At 59.6% G+C, this 19546-nt stretch carries 15 protein-coding genes; 6 read left to right on the plus strand and 9 right to left on the minus strand.

Features of this window, described 5'->3' with window-relative positions; translation table 11 throughout:
• Positions 1-616 precede the first annotated feature (616 nt).
• Positions 617-1594, plus strand: a complete 978-nt coding sequence (gene holA, locus NW845_RS02190; RefSeq protein ID WP_414364284.1) for a DNA polymerase III subunit delta — start codon at positions 617-619, stop codon at positions 1592-1594.
• 116 nt (positions 1595-1710) lie between these two features.
• On the opposite strand, the gene NW845_RS02195 is transcribed toward holA, so the two are convergent.
• The 3 genes from NW845_RS02195 to NW845_RS02205 all read right to left on the minus strand — a co-directional run bounded on the left by NW845_RS02195 (position 1711) and on the right by NW845_RS02205 (position 5221).
• The gene (locus NW845_RS02195; RefSeq protein ID WP_414376613.1) at positions 1711-2322 is read right to left on the minus strand and encodes a cytochrome c oxidase subunit 3; all 612 of its coding nucleotides are present in this window, start codon (positions 2320-2322) and stop codon (positions 1711-1713) included.
• A gap of 134 nt (positions 2323-2456) precedes the next feature.
• The gene (ctaD, locus tag NW845_RS02200; RefSeq protein WP_414376614.1) at positions 2457-4163 is read right to left on the minus strand and encodes a cytochrome c oxidase subunit I; all 1707 of its coding nucleotides are present in this window, start codon (positions 4161-4163) and stop codon (positions 2457-2459) included.
• Between the two features lie 56 nt (positions 4164-4219).
• A complete protein-coding gene (locus NW845_RS02205) occupies positions 4220-5221 on the minus strand; it encodes a cytochrome c oxidase subunit II (RefSeq protein WP_414376616.1) in 1002 nt (333 codons plus the stop codon).
• 389 nt (positions 5222-5610) lie between these two features.
• On the opposite strand from NW845_RS02205, the gene NW845_RS02210 reads away from it, so the two are divergent.
• From NW845_RS02210 to NW845_RS02220, 3 genes are all read left to right on the plus strand, one after another.
• A complete protein-coding gene (locus NW845_RS02210; protein WP_414376618.1) occupies positions 5611-6603 on the plus strand; it encodes a COX15/CtaA family protein in 993 nt (330 codons plus the stop codon).
• 52 nt (positions 6604-6655) lie between these two features.
• Positions 6656-7651, plus strand: coding sequence for a heme o synthase (locus NW845_RS02215; RefSeq protein ID WP_414376661.1), 996 nt, complete (start codon positions 6656-6658; stop codon positions 7649-7651).
• A 545-nt stretch (positions 7652-8196) separates the two neighbouring features.
• Positions 8197-9594, plus strand: a complete 1398-nt coding sequence (locus tag NW845_RS02220) for a TolC family protein (protein ID WP_414376620.1) — start codon at positions 8197-8199, stop codon at positions 9592-9594.
• Between the two features lie 271 nt (positions 9595-9865).
• Here the strand turns inward: NW845_RS02220 and rpsD are convergent, their stop codons facing one another.
• The 3 genes from rpsD to NW845_RS02235 all read right to left on the minus strand — a co-directional run bounded on the left by rpsD (position 9866) and on the right by NW845_RS02235 (position 13291).
• The gene (gene rpsD / locus NW845_RS02225) at positions 9866-10477 is read right to left on the minus strand and encodes a 30S ribosomal protein S4 (protein WP_011430362.1); all 612 of its coding nucleotides are present in this window, start codon (positions 10475-10477) and stop codon (positions 9866-9868) included.
• Between the two features lie 170 nt (positions 10478-10647).
• Complete coding sequence (gene gmd, locus NW845_RS02230) at positions 10648-11784, minus strand: GDP-mannose 4,6-dehydratase (protein ID WP_414376621.1); 1137 nt, start codon at positions 11782-11784, stop codon at positions 10648-10650.
• 139 nt (positions 11785-11923) lie between these two features.
• Positions 11924-13291, minus strand: coding sequence for a nicotinate phosphoribosyltransferase (locus NW845_RS02235; protein ID WP_414376623.1), 1368 nt, complete (start codon positions 13289-13291; stop codon positions 11924-11926).
• A gap of 146 nt (positions 13292-13437) precedes the next feature.
• On the opposite strand from NW845_RS02235, the gene NW845_RS02240 reads away from it, so the two are divergent.
• Positions 13438-14523: an isochorismatase gene (locus tag NW845_RS02240; RefSeq protein WP_414376624.1), complete on the plus strand. Its 1086-nt coding sequence runs from the start codon at positions 13438-13440 to the stop codon at positions 14521-14523.
• 80 nt (positions 14524-14603) lie between these two features.
• Positions 14604-15794, plus strand: a complete 1191-nt coding sequence (locus tag NW845_RS02245; protein WP_414364289.1) for an ATP phosphoribosyltransferase regulatory subunit — start codon at positions 14604-14606, stop codon at positions 15792-15794.
• Between the two features lie 6 nt (positions 15795-15800).
• Here NW845_RS02245 and gyrB read toward each other — a convergent pair whose 3' ends face one another.
• The 3 genes from gyrB to NW845_RS02260 form a co-directional block, all read right to left on the minus strand.
• Positions 15801-17729 (minus strand): DNA topoisomerase (ATP-hydrolyzing) subunit B, encoded by a 1929-nt coding sequence (gyrB, locus tag NW845_RS02250; RefSeq protein ID WP_414364273.1) that lies wholly within the window; start codon positions 17727-17729, stop codon positions 15801-15803.
• 181 nt (positions 17730-17910) lie between these two features.
• Complete coding sequence (rimM, locus tag NW845_RS02255; RefSeq protein WP_414364271.1) at positions 17911-18483, minus strand: ribosome maturation factor RimM; 573 nt, start codon at positions 18481-18483, stop codon at positions 17911-17913.
• Positions 18484-18494: 11 nt separating this feature from the next.
• Positions 18495-19469, minus strand: a complete 975-nt coding sequence (locus NW845_RS02260; protein WP_414376626.1) for an SPFH domain-containing protein — start codon at positions 19467-19469, stop codon at positions 18495-18497.
• Between the last annotated feature and the right edge of the window lie 77 nt (positions 19470-19546).

Genomic DNA, 19546 nt, shown 5'->3' on the forward strand with positions numbered 1-19546 from the left:
GCTTCAGCTCTACTTCACAGACCCGGTACACGGGATCCATGGAGCAACTGGGGCAGAGGAAGAGACAAAAATCTCGCCGTAAAGCGGATGGGGAAACCCCACCCGCCTGCGCGGTGGGGTAGTTCATAGTGCCCTTTAGGCAACCGAGGTTAGCGGGTGGAGCTGGGAGCTCTTAACCTCTTCAGAGCTGAAAGGGGGAACCCCTGCTCCCGACTGATCTGCTTTGAAGAGCGGGGAATTGCAGTAATGAATTTGCACACGAGTAGGCCGGCCCAAGCCCAAAGCAGATCCCAGGCAGCGCGCTAAAACCTGCACTTTGAACTCCAGTTCGCCAATAGTGTCCATATACTTGCGGCCCTCCCTCCAACCCCATCTCTAAGCCCAGCTTAGGAGAAGATTGACGAGAGTTCTTCAGTGGGAATACAGAATTTGCCAAGCTAGATCATGCAAAGCTGGCACTCTTTTTAGAGAGAAAAAAGCTGAAACCTGGCCAGGCTTTCTCCGGAAGATCCCGGACAAAGGGCCGGAAGCTACCCGTTGATTAACGTAAGTAAAAATAACGCCTAGAGAAACTACGGAAAAAAGCTGGAGACCAAGCTGAGGCGACGTGGGGAGTATGCCCGTCTACCTTTACTGGGGAGATGATAGCTATCGCCTCCTGCAGGCGGTGCAAGAGCTGCGCGATCAGGTGCTGGATCCCGCGTGGGCTGCCTTTAACTACGATCGCCTGCCACCGGAGTCCACCCTGGCCGGACTGAACCTGGCCATGACGCCGCCTCTGGGATCCAACGCCCGCCTGGTTTGGCTGGAGGAGACAACGCTCACCCAGCAGTGTTCCGAAGAGTTGGTAAGAGAACTGGAGCGAACGTTAGCCTCTTTACCCCCCACAACCCATCTGGTCTTGACCACCAGCAGCAAGCCGGATGGACGTCTCAAATCCACCAAACTCCTCAAGCAAGGGGCCATTGTCCGCGAGTTTTCCCAACTGCCCCCCTGGGACGAAGAGGGCATTCTTAAGCAGGTACACCGCGAGGCCCGACAGCGGGCTCTCAAGCTCAGCCCAGAGGCAGCCCAGAAGTTGGCTGAGGCGGTGGGCAACGATTCCCGCCGTTTGGCCATGGAACTGGAAAAGCTGGCCCTGTTTACGGCAGGCCAGCGGGATCCCATCTCCCCTGAGCAAATCGAGGCTCTGGTTCCTGCCAGCGCCTACAACAGCTTTCAACTGGCCGCCTCCCTGCGCCAGGGCAACTTGGATCGATCCCTGCAGATCCTGAACCATCTGCTGGATCACAACGAGCCGCCCCTTAAGATCCTGGCAGTGTTGGTGGGCCAATTCCGCACCTGGCTGTGGGTAAAGCTACTGCTGGAAGAGGGAGAACGGGATCCCAAGGTCATTGCCCAAAAAGCAGAGATTGCCAACCCCAACCGGGTTTACTTCTTACAAAAAGAGGTGGGATCCCTAAAAAGCTCAGCACTGCTGAAGGTGATGCAGCAACTTCTACAACTGGAATATCAGCTCAAGCAAGGTCAGCCGGAGCGAGAAGTGTTTCCAGAGGCTCTGATCCAGACCGTGGCCATTCTCCAACAGTCCTGAGCTTTTCTGTCGTTGTTACTCCGCCCAGAGACAGTTCTAACAATGGCCCATTTAACGGACAGCGCGCTCGGCCGGGATCTTCTTCAGCCTTGGGGAGGGGGATCCCTCTTCGCGACTCAGAGCAAGTAGAGCAGGATAAACAACACAATCCAAACCCCATCCACAAAGTGCCAGTAGATCTCAGCAGCCTCGACGCCAAAATGACGTTGGGCGCTGTAGTGGCCTGGCTTCAGGGATCGCCAGAGCACCGCCAAAATAAACAGCAACCCCGCCGCCACGTGCAGCCCGTGAAACCCGGTCAGGACATAGAAGGTACTGGCAAACAAGTTGGTGGTGAGGCCAAACTCCAGGTGGCTGTACTCGTAGAGCTGCCCGGCCAGGAAGATGGCCCCCAGCAGGGCAGTGAGGGCAAACCACAGCCGCAATCCCTTGACATTATTGGCCTGGATGGCAGGCTTGGCCTGGTGGATAACCAAACTGCTGGAGAGGAGGATTGCCGTGTTGATCCCAGGCAAGAGCAATTCCCGCTCCGGCGTCCCTTCCGGTGGCCAAACCGGGGCCGTGAGGCTGTAGGCCAAATAGGCCATGAACAGGCCCAAGAACAGACAGCCTTCCGCTACCAGGAACATCAGCAGACCAAAAACGCGATGATCTGGGTGCTCGGCATGAGCGGCATGGGCCTGAGTGTGGCCGACCATCAAGGCATCAGAAGCGAGGGATCCTTGCATATTCCTGTCCACTTAAAATCAATTTTCGCCAGATTCCAGAGACTTCTTGAAACTGTAGGGGCAGCCCAGCCAAGATCAAGACGGGAATACCCGACGAGCAGAGGATGGATACCCAGCGGGCAAGTCCCCTCCTGCTAAGAAGAAGTAGGCTCCGCCTCAGCCAGCGCCAGCTCCCGCAAGCTCTGCAACTGGGCGGCCAAGTAATCCAAAGTCTCCTTGCTGTGCAGGCCGTAGTCGTAGGGGCCAGTTAGCAGGATGGGATCCCCGTAGAAGTTGTGGGCAGGCGGTGGGGAAGAAGTTGTCCACTCCAGAGTTAGAGCCTGCCAGGGGTTGTCTCCGGCCTTGGGCCCAGCTACCCAAGAGTAGATGGCGTTCAGCAAGAAGGGCAGCGTGGAGATGGCCAGAATGAAGGCACCCACCGAGCTAATCCAGTTGAGGTCGGCAAATTGCGGGTCGTACTGAGCCACGCGGCGGGGCATGCCCATTAGACCCAGCTTGTGCATCGGCAAAAAGCACATGTTGAAGCCGACAAAGGTCAGCGCAAAATGCACCCGTCCCCAGAACTCGTTCAGCAGCCGGCCGGTCATCTTGGGGAACCAGTGGTAGAGGCCGGCATAGATGCCAAACACGCTGCCGCCAAACAACACGTAGTGCAGGTGGGCCACCACAAAGTAGGTGTCGTGGACGTGGATATCCAACGGCACCGAGGCAAGGATGATCCCGCTCAAGCCGCCGATGACAAACATGGAGATAAAGCCCATGCCAAACAACATGGCCGTCCGGTAGTGGATCTTGCCGCCCCAGAGAGTGGCCAGCCAGCTAAACACCTTGATCCCGGTGGGAACGGCAATGGCCATGGTGGCGATCATGAAGAACACCCGCATCCAGTCGGGGGTACCGCTGGTAAACATGTGGTGAACCCAGACAATCAAGCCCAAAAAGCAGATGGCCAAGCTGGAGTAGGCAATGGCTTTGTAGGCAAAGATGGGCTTGCGGGCATGTACCGGCAAGATCTCCGAGATCATGCCGAACACCGGCAGAACCATGATGTACACCGCCGGGTGGGAGTAAAACCAGAACATGTGCTGGTACACCACCGGATCCCCGCCGCCACTGGGGTTGAAGAAGGCCGTGCCCTCCAACAGGTCAAAGCTAAGCAGGATCAGCGCCCCAGCCAGAACCGGCGTTGCAATGAGAGTGATGATGGAAGCAGCCAGCATCGCCCAGCAAAACAGAGGCATATCCTCCATCTTCATGCCGGGCATGCGCATCTTGAGGATGGTGGTAATAAAGTTCACTGCCCCCAGAATGGAAGAGGTTCCGCCTAACAAAATGCTCAGGATCCAGAGTTCTTCTCCCACTTTGCCACTGATGAGGCTCAGCGGCGGATACGAGGTCCAACCCGCTGCCGGGGCCTCGAGGAAGAGGCTAGCCAGCAGCAAAAGGCCGCTGGGTGGAATTAGCCAAAAGGCGACGGCGTTTAGCCTAGGAAAAGCCATGTCCCGCGCTCCAATCATCAGCGGCACCAGGTAGTTGCCAAAGCCCCCCATCAAAGCCGGGACAATCCACAAAAAGATCATGATTGTGGCGTGGAGGGTAAAGGCACCGTTGTAGCGCTCAAAGCCGAGAAAGTCGGCTTCGGGGGTGGCCAGCTCGGCCCGCACGGCTGTAGCCAGCGCTCCTCCCACCAAGTAGAAGAAAAAGCCAGTTACCAAATACTGGATCCCGATCACCTTGTGGTCGGTGGAGAAGGTAAAAAAGCGCCACCAGGGCTCGGCGGCAGGCTCCAGGCTGGCTTTGGGGGCAGCGGCAAAGGTGGGATTGTCCTGTAGCTGGGTCATGGCAAAAGGCTCCTCCTGGCGTCACCAGAACGTCCGTCAAGGGGAAAGGGATCTCTCTAGCCCGCTGAGGGAAGGGATCCCGTTTGCGTCAGCGGGACGGAGTCCTTGGGCAGTTTGAGAGAGGTTAGATCAGCAGGCGAGAGGCCCAAACGCTGCTGGTGAACTTGGACAAAGGCAGATTCCGAGGGAGAGGGGTGAAGGTCTCCCGCCCAGGCCAGCGCGTTGTTCTCGCCCCGAGCAGCCACCAGTTGCTCCTGCTGCCAGCGCTCGAACTCTTCCGGCGTCTCCACTACCAGTTGTGCCACCATCACTCCATGGTAAGGGCCACATAGCTCGGCACAGATGATGGGATAGGTTCCTAGCTGCGTGGGCACAAACTCTAGGTGAGTCTCTCGGCCTGGGATGAGATCTTGCTTTAGGCGAAATTGCGGCACCCAGAAAGCGTGGTTGACATCCATAGCCGTCATGTTCAAGCGCACCCGCTTGTTAAGAGGCAGGTGCAGCTCGCCGGCCACCAAACCCGATTCCGGATAGGTGAACATCCAGGCATATTGCATGCCCTGAACTTGGACAATCAGATCCGGCTGGCCCATCTCCTTGCCAGGCAGCACCGCGGGAGTGTAAGCATAGCCCGGATCCCCTGCTTCCGTCTCCTGGGAAGACCCCATCGCCATGGCCGCGTGGACGTGACCGCCCACATCGGCGCCTCCATACACCGCCTGATAGACATCGAGGCTGGCCAGGCCCAACCAGAGGATGATCACCGCCGGCACCGCCGTCCAGACGATCTCCAGCAGCACGTTGCCGTGGTTGGGATCCCCGTCTCCTCGATCGCCTCGCCGCTTGCGGTAGCGAAAGGCACAGTAGAGAAGCACTCCCTCCACCACCAAAAAAATCCCAGTGGCGAGGGTGATTGTGCTGTTGAAGAGGCTATCGAACAAGGGAGCCGAGTTGGCAGCCGCTTCCGGAAGCAGATGGTGGTTCTGGCCGTACCAGAGACTGGCCAGGGTCAACAGCACCCCGATTCCCACCAAAAAGATATTCTTGAGCGCGCTCACAGCTGCTTTTCCCCGCTGCTACCACCACTACGTGCCTGCCCTAGCAGATTCTGGGAACAGAACCAGAGCAGGCTTAGACTCATCTCCATTCAAGTCCCAGGAGCCGGCGAGAATTGGCCATCTTAGGGATCTCTTCGGGATCTTCGGCCGGAGCGTTGGCGACGTCTACTGAGGAAGGGCAGCTTGGCCCAAAGAAATCCTTAAAAACCTTCGCCAGTTGCAAAGCTGCATTTAGGATTCGTTGCAAGCGAGTCTCCCCTCTGCCTCTAGAGAAGCACCACCCAGGATAGGAAGGGGTTAGAGGGATCGAGTTATTAACTGTTGCTTCCGCGCATTTTTGAGTGCCAATTGTGGACTGCTCTCCCTAGATTTCGATTCTTCAAACTGCAATGGACTCCTCAATTTCTCCATCTCACGTCCCCTCTTCGGCTTCGGATCCCGTGCCGCCTGGGGAGCTTTCCCTGCGCATGGGGCGAGCCCTGCTGGGCCTAGCGGCGGCTACTTGGCTGTTGATGGGGCTAGGCAGTGCCACTCGAGTCATGAATGCTGGACTTGCCTGTCCCGACTGGCCCCTCTGCTATGGAGAGCTGGTGCCGACGCAGCAGATGAACCTGCAGGTGTTTCTAGAGTGGTTTCACCGCCTGGTGGCTGCCGGGGTGGGCTTGGCCACCCTGGTGCTAGTGGGGTTTGCCTGGCGGAAGCGGCAGGCTTTGCCCGCTTGGCTGCCCTGGGGTCTGAGCTGGGCTTTTGTCTTGGTCGTGGCCCAAGGGATCCTGGGCGGGCTGACGGTAACGGAGTTGTTGCGCTTTGACATTGTGACGGCCCACCTGGGCACGGGCCTGCTGTTTTTTGCCACGCTACTCACCTTGGGATGGCTGGCCTTGCCAAGCGTCGCTCCCTCTGAGGAGGGGAGAGCTTCTGTTGGCTACTTGCCTTGGCTCGGCTTGGGGGCAGTGCTGCTGGTGTACGTCCAGAGCCTTCTCGGGGCTTTGGTGGCTTCCCAATGGGCGTTACACCAGTGCTTTGCTTCGGGTGAACTGTGCGGAGTGATGAACAGTCACTTGCTAGGGGTGGCTCCGGCCACGCTGGCGGTGTTGCTGGTGGCGGTGGCTACAAGTTGGCGGCGGCAGCAGATCCCAAGGATTCTCAAGCGGCTGGGCCATGGATCCGTGGTCCTTTTGCTGGCGCAAGTGGGGGTTGGCATTCTCACCTATCGCTACCGGCTGCAGGTGGAGCCCTTGACGGTAGCCCACCAGATGATTGGGGCAGCTTTGCTGGCGTGCTTGCTGGGCTTTACGGTGCTGGCCTGGCGGATGAGCAATAGCCTTGGGGGAAGGAACCTTCGGGGGGTAGCCGCGGCCGCAGAAATGAACGGCAAGTAGTTTCATGGCAGATATCCTTCAAACCTACTGTCCAGATCCTTGTCAGAACACGGTGACAGGAATCCCTTTTGGCCATCGCCAAAGTCTGGCGCAGGTTTTGCGCAGCTATAGCCAGTTGGTGAAGCCGAAGATCGTCGCCCTCTTGCTGATGACCACGGCTGGAGCGATGTGGATGGCGGGCAATACGGATCCCTTCAAGTTTGGTGTCACCCTCTTGGGGGGGGGGATGGCGGCGGCCGCAGCCAATGTCATCAACATGGTGTACGACGCCGATATTGATCGGATGATGGAGCGAACCCGCCACCGTCCTCTACCTTCCGGTCGCATTCGGGCCCGACATGCCCTGATGTTTGCCGGGATCCTGGCTGTGATGTCCTTTGGTGTGCTGGCCTGCTTTACCAATTGGCTGGCTGCTGGCTTAGCCATGGCAGGGATCCTGGTGTATGTAGGGGTCTATACCCACTGGCTGAAGCGTTCCAGCCCCCAGAACATTGTTATCGGCGGAGCAGCAGGGGCAATCCCACCTTTGGTGGGCTGGGCAGCGGCTACCGGTGAGCTGAGCTGGGCTGCTTGGGTGATGTTTGCCGTTATCTTTCTGTGGACCCCGCCCCACTTCTGGGCCTTGGCGATTTTAAAGCAAGAAGACTATGCCCACGCCGGGGTGCCGATGTTGCCGGTGGTGGCAGGAGAAAGGCCGACTGCTGCCCAGATTCTCCTCTACGCCCTGCTAATGGTGCCAGTCAGTCTACTGCTGGTTTACCCTCTGCACGTGCTGGGATCCTTTTACTTGAGTGTGGCGGCGTTGCTGGGATCCCTTCTCATTTGGAAGGCGGTGCAGTTGCTCCAGGAACCACACAACCGGCAGCGGGCAGCCTCCCTCTTCACCTTTGCTAACCTCTACTTGCTGCTGTTGTGTGGCGCCATGGGGTTGGACAGGTGGTCGCTGACCCACACCCTCTGGGAGCGGGCTCTCGCCTCCCTTCAGGGGGTTTACACCACCCTGGTGGCGCTGGCAAGCCACTTTGGGACAATGGGATCCCTGGCTTAACGACTTAACCAGATCAACGTACCCAACCAACTTGGACATTGACACTCCCAGCGCCTAAGGGCAGGGGATTCTTAAGCAGTTCAACAACGAACTCGTAAAGGCGCTGTCAAGACGTCCCTAGACGGTTCCTAGAGACAAAGCCTCAAGGTTCCGCTTACTTACTGGCTTTCGGCACTGTCCGGGTTTTTCACCGGGGTAGGTGCTGACTTAAGATTACAACATAACATTGGCGAGCGACTCCAGTCGCTCGAAGGCTTTTCCGCCCCGCACTACTCGCGCTAGCGGCGCGGAGTGCTTAATACGGGGCTACCCAGCTACTCTCCTGTGTCAGCATGAGTGTGGGCAGTTTACTTTGCGATACTGCTAGAGGTGATGTTGAGAGTGACAACACGATGGCGATGCAGAGTCTAGCTAGGGGCCGGCTTCGACGTCCTCAACGGCAGCCAAGCTCAGCGGGATCCCGGCTGTCCCTTACCCGGTTTGCCCCCTGTGGTCTCCTGTTCAGCCTGCTCTGGGCTGTACCTGCCCTTGCCCAAGAAAGGGAAGTGCCTGACCCTGCTGCCTCGATCCTCCCAGATAGCCGGGCAATCCGCACCCCCAACCTGCCTCCCACCCTATCGCTCCCGCCCGAGGCCCGCCCTGCCACTCCTACCCCGGTCTTGCAGGGGGCTTCTAGGGCTGAAGACCTGGTGGTGCCTCAATCCCCTTTGGAGGTGCGCATCGAGCGGACGGAGGGCTTGTCTTTACAAGAAGCCCTGGAGATCGCCGTCGCCCAAAACCCGGCGGTGCAGCAGGCAAGGCTGGCTGTAGAACGGGCTAAAGCAGGTGTAGCCCTGGCGCAGGCAGCTTTTGCTCCCACCCTTTCCAGCCGTGCCAACTACCAGTACAGCGAACCCCCTGCCCCCGGCGGCACTCCCAGCCGCCAATCGCACACTCTCTCCGCTAGCGTGGTGCGGCTAGACTACACCGCTTTTGACAACGGGATCAGGGAACAAAACCTGAGACTGGCCCAAGAAGCTCTGCGCGTCGCCCAACTGCAACTGGAGCAAACCCTGCAGACGGTAAGACAAGCTGTGGCCAACGCCTACTATGATCTGCAGAGCGCCGATGCCCGAGTGGCCATTAGCCAGGCTGCCGTCGCCAGTTCTGAAGCCACCCTGCGGGATGCGCAAGCCCGAGAGCGGGCTGGGGTAGGTACCCGCTTCGAGGTTCTCCAGGCGGAGACGGAGTTGGCCAACAATCGACAAACCCTACTGGTGGCCCAAAACACCCAACAACTGAGCCGCCGCCGTCTGGCCGAACTGCTGAACTTTCCCAGCCCCACCGATGTGCTGGCCAGGGATCCCATCGAGCCGGTGGGAGAGTGGGATCTAAGCCTGGAAGAGACTATTGTTGCCGCTTTTGCCCAAAGACAAGAGCTGGAGCGCCAACGCCGAGAGTTGGAACAAGCCCAAGCTCGGGTGCGCCTGGCACAAGCCAGCAACGGTCCTCAGATTGGTTTGTTCGCCACTCTCGATGCCGTTAACGATTTCGACGCCAGCCGCGACAGCTTCGATGTCGGCTATTCGGTCGGGGCCAACTTCACCTTGACTTGGTTTGATGGGGGAAAGGCGTCTGCCCAGGCTCGCCAAGCTGAGATCGATGGGCAGGTGTCCGCGAGCAATTTCGTCGGCACCCGCAATGAAATCCAGCGCACTGTGGAAGAAGCTTTCCTCACTCTCAGCTCCAGCCGCGAGCAGATCGACTCGGCCAAGGTGGCGATTGCCTCGGCAGAGGAGAGTCTACGCTTGGCCCGGCTGCGCCTGCAAGCGGGGGTGGGCACGCAAACAGAGGTGATCAACGCCGAAGCTGCCCTTACCACTGCCCGTGGTAACCTCTCCAATGCTGTAATCGCCTACAACCGCGCCTTGGTGCAACTGCAGCGGGCCATCGGCAGGCTTTGATCTCTGCTCGGTTCTTTCTTCCTCACCCCAACCCCTCTCCCTCTAGGAGAGGGGAGCTAGAGCGGCGCGTTGGCAACAGTGTTGCGTCGTAATAATGACGTGGAGAAACGTTTCCTCTGAATGTGCGGGATACCCCACCTGGGTGGGGAGGGATAGCGCCTAATATACTCAGCACACCCCAAGTACTGACTCTTTCTCTGAGAAAAATCGCCCTCTCCGGGCTTAGCTCCTGAAGTTTCCCCACGATCCGCAATGGCGGCAAAAGGGATCCTCAGAGTTTACGAGAATAGAACTCGACGACCAGCAGCTCGTTCACTGGCGCGCAGATTTGCTCGCGGGGAGGCAGTTCTTTGATACGTCCGCGCAGCTTCTCTTTGTCAAACTCCAGGTAATCGGGCAGGAACAGTCCCGGATACTCGGCGTAGGCGGCCACCAATTTGCGAGAAGACTCCTTGTTCCTTACCGTGATTACATCCCCAACTTTGCAGCCATAGCTGGGGATGGTGACTTTGCGGCCGTTGACTTCGATGTGGCCGTGGCTCACCAACTGCCGGGCTGCCGGAATGGTTGGAGCCATGCCGAGGCGAAAGACAATGCAATCCAGCCGCATCTCCAGCATCTGCAGCAGGGCTAGCCCGGTGGATCCCTTGGAGCGCCGCGCCTTGCGCATGTAGCGGAGCATCTGGCGCTCGCTCACCCCGTAGTTGAGGCGAACCTTCTGCTTCTCTTCTAGGCGGATAGCATACTCGGATTTTTTCTTGCGCTCTGCCCCGTGCATACCGGGTGGATTGGTATTTTTGGGGCGCTTGCGAGTCAGACCGGGCAGATCAAGTCCCCCGAAGCGACGAATGATCTTTAGGCGGGGACCTGTGTAGCGGGACATGCGGGCGTTTCTCCGAAATCGGCAAAGATACTCAGCAGAAGAGCACAGGCAAAAGCGCTGGCCGTACGCTAAAAGAATTGGCGATCTCCTATATTAAGGTCTTAGCCCCTCCTTTAAGCAAGGGGTGAGAGCTGTTTTTTGGGTTGACTTGGGGGATCCAGCCGGTACCATTAGTTGCAGCGAACCCCCAGTTGGGTGCGGATGAAGGCGCGATCCTCGCTGAGTAGGCCGTTGAGGGTACGCCGTTCCCCCAAGATGGGATCCGGATCCAAGCCAATGGCTTCTAGGTCGGCTAGCACCATCAGCTCCACCAATTGGGGAAAGGTCACCTTGGGCTGCCACCCCAGCACCCGCTTGGCCTTGGAGGCGTCCCCTAGCAGCAGCTCCACTTCCGTTGGGCGGTGGTAGCGGGGATCGATCTCGATCAGCACGCGATCTTTGTAGAGCCCCTGTTCTTCCAGGCCGGATCCCCGCCAGGTAATGGGCATGCCCACCAAAGCAAAAGCGCGTTCGGCAAACTCCCGCACGCTGTGGGTTTCGCCAGTAGCCAGCACGTAGTCGTCCGGCTGGGGCTGCTGCAGCATCATCCACATCCCCTCGACGTAGTCCTTCGCATAGCCCCAGTCCCGCTTGGCATCCAGGTTACCTAGATAAAGCTTGTCCTGCTTGCCGGCCACAATACGGCTGACGGCGCGGGTAATCTTGCGGGTAACGAAGGTTTCTCCCCGCCGTGGGCTTTCGTGGTTAAACAAAATGCCGTTGCAGGCAAAGAGGTTGTAGGCTTCGCGGTAGTTGACTGTTTGCCAGTAGGCGTACACCTTGGCGCAGGCGTAGGGGCTGCGGGGGTAGAAGGGGGTGGTCTCCTTTTGCGGGATCTCCTGCACCAGCCCAAACATTTCCGAGGATCCCGCCTGGTAAAACTTCACCCGGATCCCCGTGCGTTGTTGGTAGTCGCGGATGGCCTCCAGGAGGCGCAGGGTGCCCATGGCTACTGCATCGACGGTGTATTCCGGGTTATCGAAACTTACCCGCACGTGGGATTGGGCCCCTAGGTTGTACACCTCCGTCGGCTGCACCTGTTCCAAAATCCTGCGCAGAGTGGTGCCATCGGTGAGATCCCCATAGTGGAGAAACAGCTTGGCGCTGGGGTCGTGGGCATCCACGTAGAGGTGGTCAATGCGGTCGGTATTGAAGGTGCTGGCGCGGCGGATGATGCCGTGGACTTCGTAGCCTTTTTGCAACAACAGCTCGGCCAGATAAGAGCCATCCTGTCCGGTGATGCCGGTAATTAAGGCACGTTGGGTCATAGAGTTGGGGGCAAAGAGCGGGAAAAGTCTAAGCAGCGAAGTGGCTCAAGTCCAATAGCAAAACTCAGATCTCGAAGCAGAGACTTGAAAGCTAAGACATTAAAGCTAAGACATTATAGTGCAGCAGAACTCCCTTTCCTCAGGCAGATTCCTGACCGAGGGTGTGGTCTTTTACCCGTTGCAAAGCTGCAGTCAGGGCCATCGGCCAGGGATCCGGCTGACGCAGTTGCCGCACCCCCTTCGGTAAGCGCAGCACCGAGGCACGACTGGTACGGGCAATGGTTTCCAGGTCGGGCAAGGGTTCCAGGAGCACGCCCCTGTGCATGATCTGGCGCAGCAGCGGCTCATAGCCGGGGGGCGGGGTCTCGTCAGCCTGACCCAGCAAGTCCCCTGTGGGGCCGCGAAAGATCTGCTTGCGCCCTGGCAGGGTGGCTTTGGCAAAGGAGGCCTTGGCCACGGGGATCCCATTGATCTCCACCAATTTGTACACTCCATTCACGCCCTCGCCGGTAACCAGGCGGGTGCCAACACCGTAGCCGCTGATGGGCGCTTGGGAGCGGTGCAGCCGCTCAATCTCGTACTCATCCAGATCGCCGCTGACAAACACCGGCGCCCCCTGCGGCAGGATGGCCTTGACTTGGTGGGAGAGGGCCTCCAGATCCCCCGAGTCGATGCGTACGCCGCCGATTTCCCCCCGGGATCCCAGTTGATCTGGCGGGGTGGCAGCAAAGAGCTGAGCCGCGGTGCGCGCTCCCTGGATGGGATCGTAGGTGTCAATGAGCAAAACCGCTTGGGGAAAGTAGCGCCGGAAAGCTTGAAAGGCACGGGTCTCATCGCCAGAGAGGGTGGCAATGGCCATCACGAGGGAATGGGCCATGGTGCCCGCCGGCTTGCGCCCCAATTTGAGAGCTGCCAAGACATTGGAGGTGGCATTGAACCCCCCCGCCAGCGCCGCCCGCGCTGCCCAGAGGCCCGCCTGGGGTCCAAAGGCTCGCCGCGTGCCGAACTCCAACAAAACGGCCTCATCCCCTGCCGCATCGCGCATGCGGGCTGCCTTGGTGGCAATCAGGGTTTGGTAGTTGAAGGTAGTCAGCAAGTAGGTTTCCACCAGTTGCGCCTGCCACAGAGGAGCCTCCACCCGCAGCAGCGGCTCGTTGGCAAAAACGGCCGTCCCCTCCGGTACTGCCCACACATCCCCCTCGAAGCGGTAGCTAGCCAGCAGCTCCCAAAAGCGTGGCGGTGCCTCGGCAAAAATGCCCGTCTCCTGCAGGGCCTGCAAGGTTTGTGGCGGAAAGTGCAACTGCTGCAGGTATTCCACCGCTTGGGCCAGCCCCATGGCAATGAGGTAGCCATAGTCGCTAGGCAAGCGCCGCACAAACAGCTCAAAGGCCGCCGGCTGATTCTCCAGCCCCTCCCCCACATAGCAGGCAGCCATTGTGAACTGGTAGAGATCGGTCAGTAAGCCGTAGTCTTGGGGCTGCAGGGAGGAAAAGCTTGGGTCTACCATGGAACCCTCAAGTAAGCCAGAGAGGCAACGCCCTTGGGGAAAGGCAGAGAAGCGGTTGCCCCAGTTGGAGCTACCATGGTAGCAAGTCCAGCCTGCCAGGGATCCCTACCCTGCAAAGCAGCAAAAGCTTGGCTACGGGAAGCGCCATGGACACCTCTGCTCCGCAGTTGACAACTCCAGCGCCGCCAACCCTGCCTGTGCCCTCCCACTTTGCTCCTGAGCGGGTGGGAGAGATTTGGCGAGTGCCCTACCAGCAGCGGGCCCTAGAGGCAGAGCGCTGGGCCCAAGAGCACCACATTCCCCCGGCGGAAGCCGATCGGGTGCGGGTGGGCCTGTTGCTGATTGATGTGCAAAACACCTTCTGCATTCCTGGCTTTGAGCTGTTTGTGGGCGGCCCCAGCGGCTTGGGGGCGGTGGAGGACAACTGCCGCCTGTGCCAATTCATCTACCGCCACCTTGCCCACATCACCCAGATTGTGGCCACCCTGGATACCCACACGGCGATGCAGATCTTCCACCCCGTCTTTTGGGTGGATGCCCAGGGATCCCATCCCGAGCCAGCTACCGCCATCTCGGCAGCCGAGATTCGCTCAGGACGCTGGCGGATCAACCCTGCCATGGCCGCCAACCTCACCCAGGGGGATCTGACGCGGCTGCAGGTCTATGCCCTCCACTATGCCGAGCAATTGGAGAAAGGGGGGAAATATCCCCTCATTGTCTGGCCCTACCATTCCATGCTGGGTGGGATTGGCCATGCCCTGGTGCCGGCAGTGGAGGAGGCGATCTTCTTCCACACCATTGCCCGCGGCAGCCAGCCCAGCTTACAGCTCAAGGGAGCCAACCCCTTGACGGAAAATTACTCTGCCCTCAGCCCGGAGGTCTTGACGGGGCCGGAGGGGGATCCCATCGACGAGAAAAATGAATCCCTTATCGACCACCTCCTGGAATTTGATGCCCTGATTGTGGCTGGCCAAGCCAAAAGCCACTGCGTTGCCTGGACGGTAAGCGACCTGCTGCAGGAGATCCAGGCTAGAGATCCCAGCCTAGCCAGGAGGGTCTACCTTCTGGAAGATTGCACCTCGCCGGTAGTGATCCCCGGCATTGTCGATTTTAGCGAGCAGGCGGAGGCAGCCTTTGCCCGCTTTGCGGCAGCGGGGATGCACCGGGTGCACTCCACGGATCCCCTTTGGGAGTGGCCTGACTTTCCCTGGCCTCTTGCGGAGGAGACTTGATCTGCTCTACTCCAGTGGTAGGATGCGGCAGGACAGCCTGTCGGAGTTGGCCTGTGTACGACTGCCCTGGCGGTGCAGATTTGCTTTGGGAAACCAGTTCCCTGCGCCCTCCCACTGGCGCCCGCGACTTTTTGCCGCGGGAAGTTCAGCGGCGGGAAAGGCTAGAGGCGCAGCTAACCCAGGTTTTTCGCCGCTACGGCTACCAACGTATCATCACGCCCACCCTAGAGCGGTTAGAGACCCTGCTGGCTGGGGGATCCATCCGCGGTGAAGCCGTGCTGCAACTGCGGGACGGGGAAGGGACAATGCTGGGGTTGCGCCCGGAATTCACCGCTTCCATCGTGCGGGCAGCAGCCACCCGGCTGGCCGGCGGGCCTCTGCCGCTGCGGCTCTACTACCACGGCAACGTGTTCCGCAATAGCCGGCGGGAGGAGGGCTCCTACAGCAGCCAGGAGTTTTTCCAGTCGGGGGTGGAGCTCATCGGCGCGGGCGGATGGCTAGCCGACGCTGAGATCTTGCTGCTTTTGGCCGATTGCGTGCGCGCTGTTGGCCTCAGCAACTGGACATTGCTGTTGGGAGATGTGGGCCTGACCGAGAGCCTGCTTAACTCGGTTACTCCCAAGGCCCAGGCGGCGGTGCGCCGCGCCATTGCCCAGCTTGACTACGTTTACCTAGAATCAGCCCCCCTGCCGGAGGCGGCCCGCCAGATTGGCTTGCAGATTCTGGGATTGCGCGGCCAGCCTGAGCAGGTCCTACCTCAGCTTGCCCAGCTTCCTGTGCCCCCGGAGCGGCTGCGGGATCTGCGGCAGTTGTGCCAAATCCTGGAAGCCCGGCAGGTGCGGGTGGTGCTGGATCTAAGCTTGCTGCAAACTCTGGCCTACTACACCGGCATTGTCTTCCAGGCAGTGGTGGGAGGAGAGGTCATTGCCCTGGGCGGGCGCTACGACCAGCTCTATGCTCTCTACAGCCCTCAGCAAGTTGAGCAGCCAGGGATCGGCTTTACCCTCCTGCCCGATACGCTGCTGCGGCTCTTGCCCCCCGACCCCCCAGCCGAGGCAATGGGCTGCCAGCGGTTGGTGGTGCCGCTGGTGCCGGCAGGGATCCCGGCAGCGCTGGCCTTGGCCGCCCGCTGGCGGGAGTCAGAGGCCGTGGAGCTGGAGCTGCTGGATCGCCCTCCTGAAGAGATCGAGGCCTATGCCCGCCAGTGTCGGATCCCGGAGATTGCCTGGGTGCAGGCTGATGGCAGCTACCACATCTCCCCCGTGGACTAATCCCAATCAAATGTCCAGAGCCGCCAGTTCCAACTGGCCACTGTGGGCCTCGATGAACTCCCGCCGCGGGCCAACGGCATCCCCCATGAGGATGGTGAAAATGCGATCCGCCTCTGCGGCGTCTTCGATGGTAATCTGCTTGAGGACGCGCGTTGCCGGGTTCATGGTGGTTTCCCAGAGCTGCTCTGGCATCATTTCCCCCAAGCCCTTGAAGCGCTGGATGGTGTACTTGGTGTTGGCCGGCAGGCTGCGCAGGACTTGCTCTTTCTCGGCCTCGTTGTAGCAGTAGCGCACATTGTTGCGGCCCCACTCAATCTTATAGAGGGGCGGGCAGGCAATGTAGACGTAGCCCTGCTCCAAGAGCGCCTTCTGATAGCGGTAAAAGAAGGTGAGCAGCAGGGTGCGGATGTGACTGCCATCCACATCGGCGTCAGTCATGAGGATGATGCGGTGGTAGCGCAGTTGGCTGGGATCGAACTCCTCGCCCTTGACCCCCAGGCCCAGCGCTGTAATCAGGGCCTGAATCTCGGCGTTTTTGTAGATCTTGGCGGGATCTGCCTTCTCGATGTTGAGGATCTTGCCCCGCAAAGGCAGCACCGCCTGAAACTGGCGATCCCGTCCCTGCTTGGCGCTGCCCCCTGCCGAGTCGCCCTCCACCAAGTACACCTCTGACTCCGCCGGATCCCGGCAACTGCAGTCAGCCAGTTTCCCCGGCAGTGTGGAAGATTCCAGAGCCGACTTGCGGCGTACCAGCTCCCGGGCCCGGCGGGCAGCTTCGGCCGCGTTGAAGGACTGGATGGCCTTATCGACGATCCCCCTGGCCACGTTGGGGTTGAACTCCAGATATTCCGTGAGGGCCTCGGAGACAATGGTTTGGACGATGCCCCGCACCTCGGTGTTGCCCAGCTTGGTTTTGGTTTGCCCCTCAAACTCGGGGTTAGGCACCTTGACCGAGACGATCGCCGTCAGGCCCTCCCGCACGTTTTCTCCCGCCAGGTTGCTGTCGGACTCTTTGAGTTTGTTGAGCTTGCGGGCTTGGCTGTTGATGGTAAGGGTAAGGGCAGTCTTCAGCCCCTCCAAGTGGGTGCCCCCTTCGGTGGTGCGGATGTTGTTGGCAAAGCCAATCAACGTATCGGTATAGACATCTGCGCACCACTGCAGAGCCGCTTCGACCTCGACGCCATCCCGCTCTCCGCGCACATAGACAATGTCGGGGTGGATGGGGGTTTTTTCGTGGTTGATGAAGGCCACATATTCCTTGATGCCGCCCGCAAATTGATAGGTTTCCCGCTGAGGCGGATCCCGCCGCAGATCACTAAAGATGATTTTCAAGCCGGCATTGAGGTAGGCCAGCTCGCGTAGACGAGCAGCCAGCACGGCATAGTCAAACTCCCGCTCCGGAAAGATAAGCTCATCTGGCTTGAAGCGCACCTCGGTGCCCCGCCGCTGGGAACCCACCGGCTGCGGCTCGGATTTGAGGGATCCCACCACCGCCCCTCGCTCAAAGCGCTGGAAGTAAACTTTGCCCTCCCGCCAGACTCTGGCCTCCAACCACTCCGAGAGGGCATTCACCACCGACACCCCAACGCCGTGCAGCCCCCCGGAGACCTTGTAGCCGCCCCCTCCAAACTTGCCGCCGGCGTGCAACACCGTCATGACCGTCACCAACGCCGACTGCCCGGTTTTGGGGTGGATGTCTACCGGGATGCCGCGGCCATTGTCCAGAACCGACACCGAGCCATCGGGGTGGAGGGTGACCTCAATCTCGTCGCAATAGCCGGCCAGGGCCTCATCGACGGAGTTGTCCACCACCTCATACACCAGGTGGTGCAATCCCTTCGGCCCGGTGGAGCCAATGTACATGCCAGGCCGCCTGCGCACAGCCTCCAAGCCTTCCAAAACTTGGATCTGCTCTGCACCGTAGTTCTCCGTCATTCGTAACTCCAATCCTGAAGAGAGATACCGGCCCCCGCCAACCTGAATCCAGAGAAATTGACGCCAGAAGCCAGAGATGATCCAAATCCCAAAAACCTGCCCCTATAATAGCACAAAAGCCTAGAACGGCCACGCAGCCGCTTCTGAGGGCAAACTTTGGCAGGGGATGCAGGGATGGAGATCAGTTTCTTGCCCAATCCTGGCCGAGAAAGCTCTCCACCAATCCCGGCGGCGGCTGCACCTGCAGCTCACCGTTTTCCAGATCCACAACCGGCACCAGAGCTTTCACAAAGGGGATCAACACCTGCCGCTGGTCGGGGGTAGAGATCTCCAGCACATCTTGGCCAGCGGCCCAGATTGCCGAGACATGTCCCAGCAGCCGACCCTGATGGTAGACGGCTAGGCCAATGAGATCGGAGTAGTGGTACTCCTCCGGCTCGAGGGGCAGGCGCTGGGAAGCCGGTACCAACACCTTGGCCCCCACCCAAGCCTCTGCTGCCGTTCGATCGGGGATCCCTTCCAGCCGCACCAAGTACAAGCCCTTGGCGGGAAAAAACTGGCCCTCAATCAAAGGATGCAACAGAGGCTCCGGATCGCTATCCCGCTGCAGCCAGCGCGGCCCTGGCTCAGTGAGGCGCTCTGGAAAATCCGACCAGCACTTAACCCGTAGCCAGCCCCGCAGTCCATGAGCGGCCACCACCTGCCCCACCACTAGCCAAGCGGGATCCCCTCCATGTTGGGCAGAAGCTACCATAGCTGTCGCTACTAGTCGAGCTGAGGAAAGTTCACCTCGGTCGGGAAAGCCGTGGAGGTGCCCAACTTTTGGGAAGCCCCAGAAGCGCGGGATCCGGATCCCTGCCCTTCCTTGGCCACATCCACCATCGAGAGCAGCCCTTGCAGGGTAGCGGGGATGGAATTGGGATCCATAAAGATTACCTTGGCGCTGGGGCTGCTGCCCACCTTGAGACCCATATCGATGTAGTTTTGCGCCATCAAGTATTGCAGCGCGTTGGCTGCCTCTGGGTTTTCCTGCAAAGTAGCGGCAATGGTTTTGATAGCCTCAGCCGTACCCTCGGCCAGCAGCAGCCGCTCGCGCTTCTCAGCTTCTGCTCGCAACAACTGCGCCTTGGCAGCCCCCGCTGCTTGGTTGATGCTGGCCTGCTGTTCCCCCTCGGATTTGAGAATGGCCGCTCGCTTCTCCCGTTCGGCAGCCATTTGCTTTTCCATCGAGTCTTGCACCGTCTTAGAGGGCTGGATATCCCTGACTTCTACGCGGGTGATCTTGATCCCCCAGGGATCGGTGGCCTCGTCCAGTTCTGTCAAAAGGCGGGCGTTGATCTCGGCGCGGGAGGAAAAGGTTTGATCCAAGTCCATGCGGCCAATTTCGGCACGCAAGGCCGTCAGCACCAAGTTCACCAAAGCCCGCTGTACATCCTCTACGGCGTAGCGGGCCTTGATCATATCCGTGATGCGCCAGTAAACCACCGCATCCGCCATCAAAGAAACGTTGTCGCTGGTGATGCACTGCTGCGGTGGCACGTCCAGCACCTTCTCGCGAATGGTTTCCTTAAACACAATCCTGTCGATGGGAGGAAAAATGATGTGCAACCCGGGTGTCAGCTTGCGGTGAAACCTCCCCAAACGCTCTACCAGCGCCTCATAGCCCTGGCTGATGATCTTGACCGAGTTGAACAGGTAGCCGATAAAGATGAGGGCAAGGGCGGCTAAGATGCCAGGCATAGGGCTCTTCTCCTAACAGAGGGTTCAGCCCCCATTCTAGACGGCTGCTGGGACTGCTCCCTTCCCCCTTCGACACG

The sequence above is a fragment of the Synechococcus sp. H60.2 genome, assembly GCF_047462315.1.
GTDB lineage: Bacteria > Cyanobacteriota > Cyanobacteriia > Thermostichales > Thermostichaceae > Thermostichus.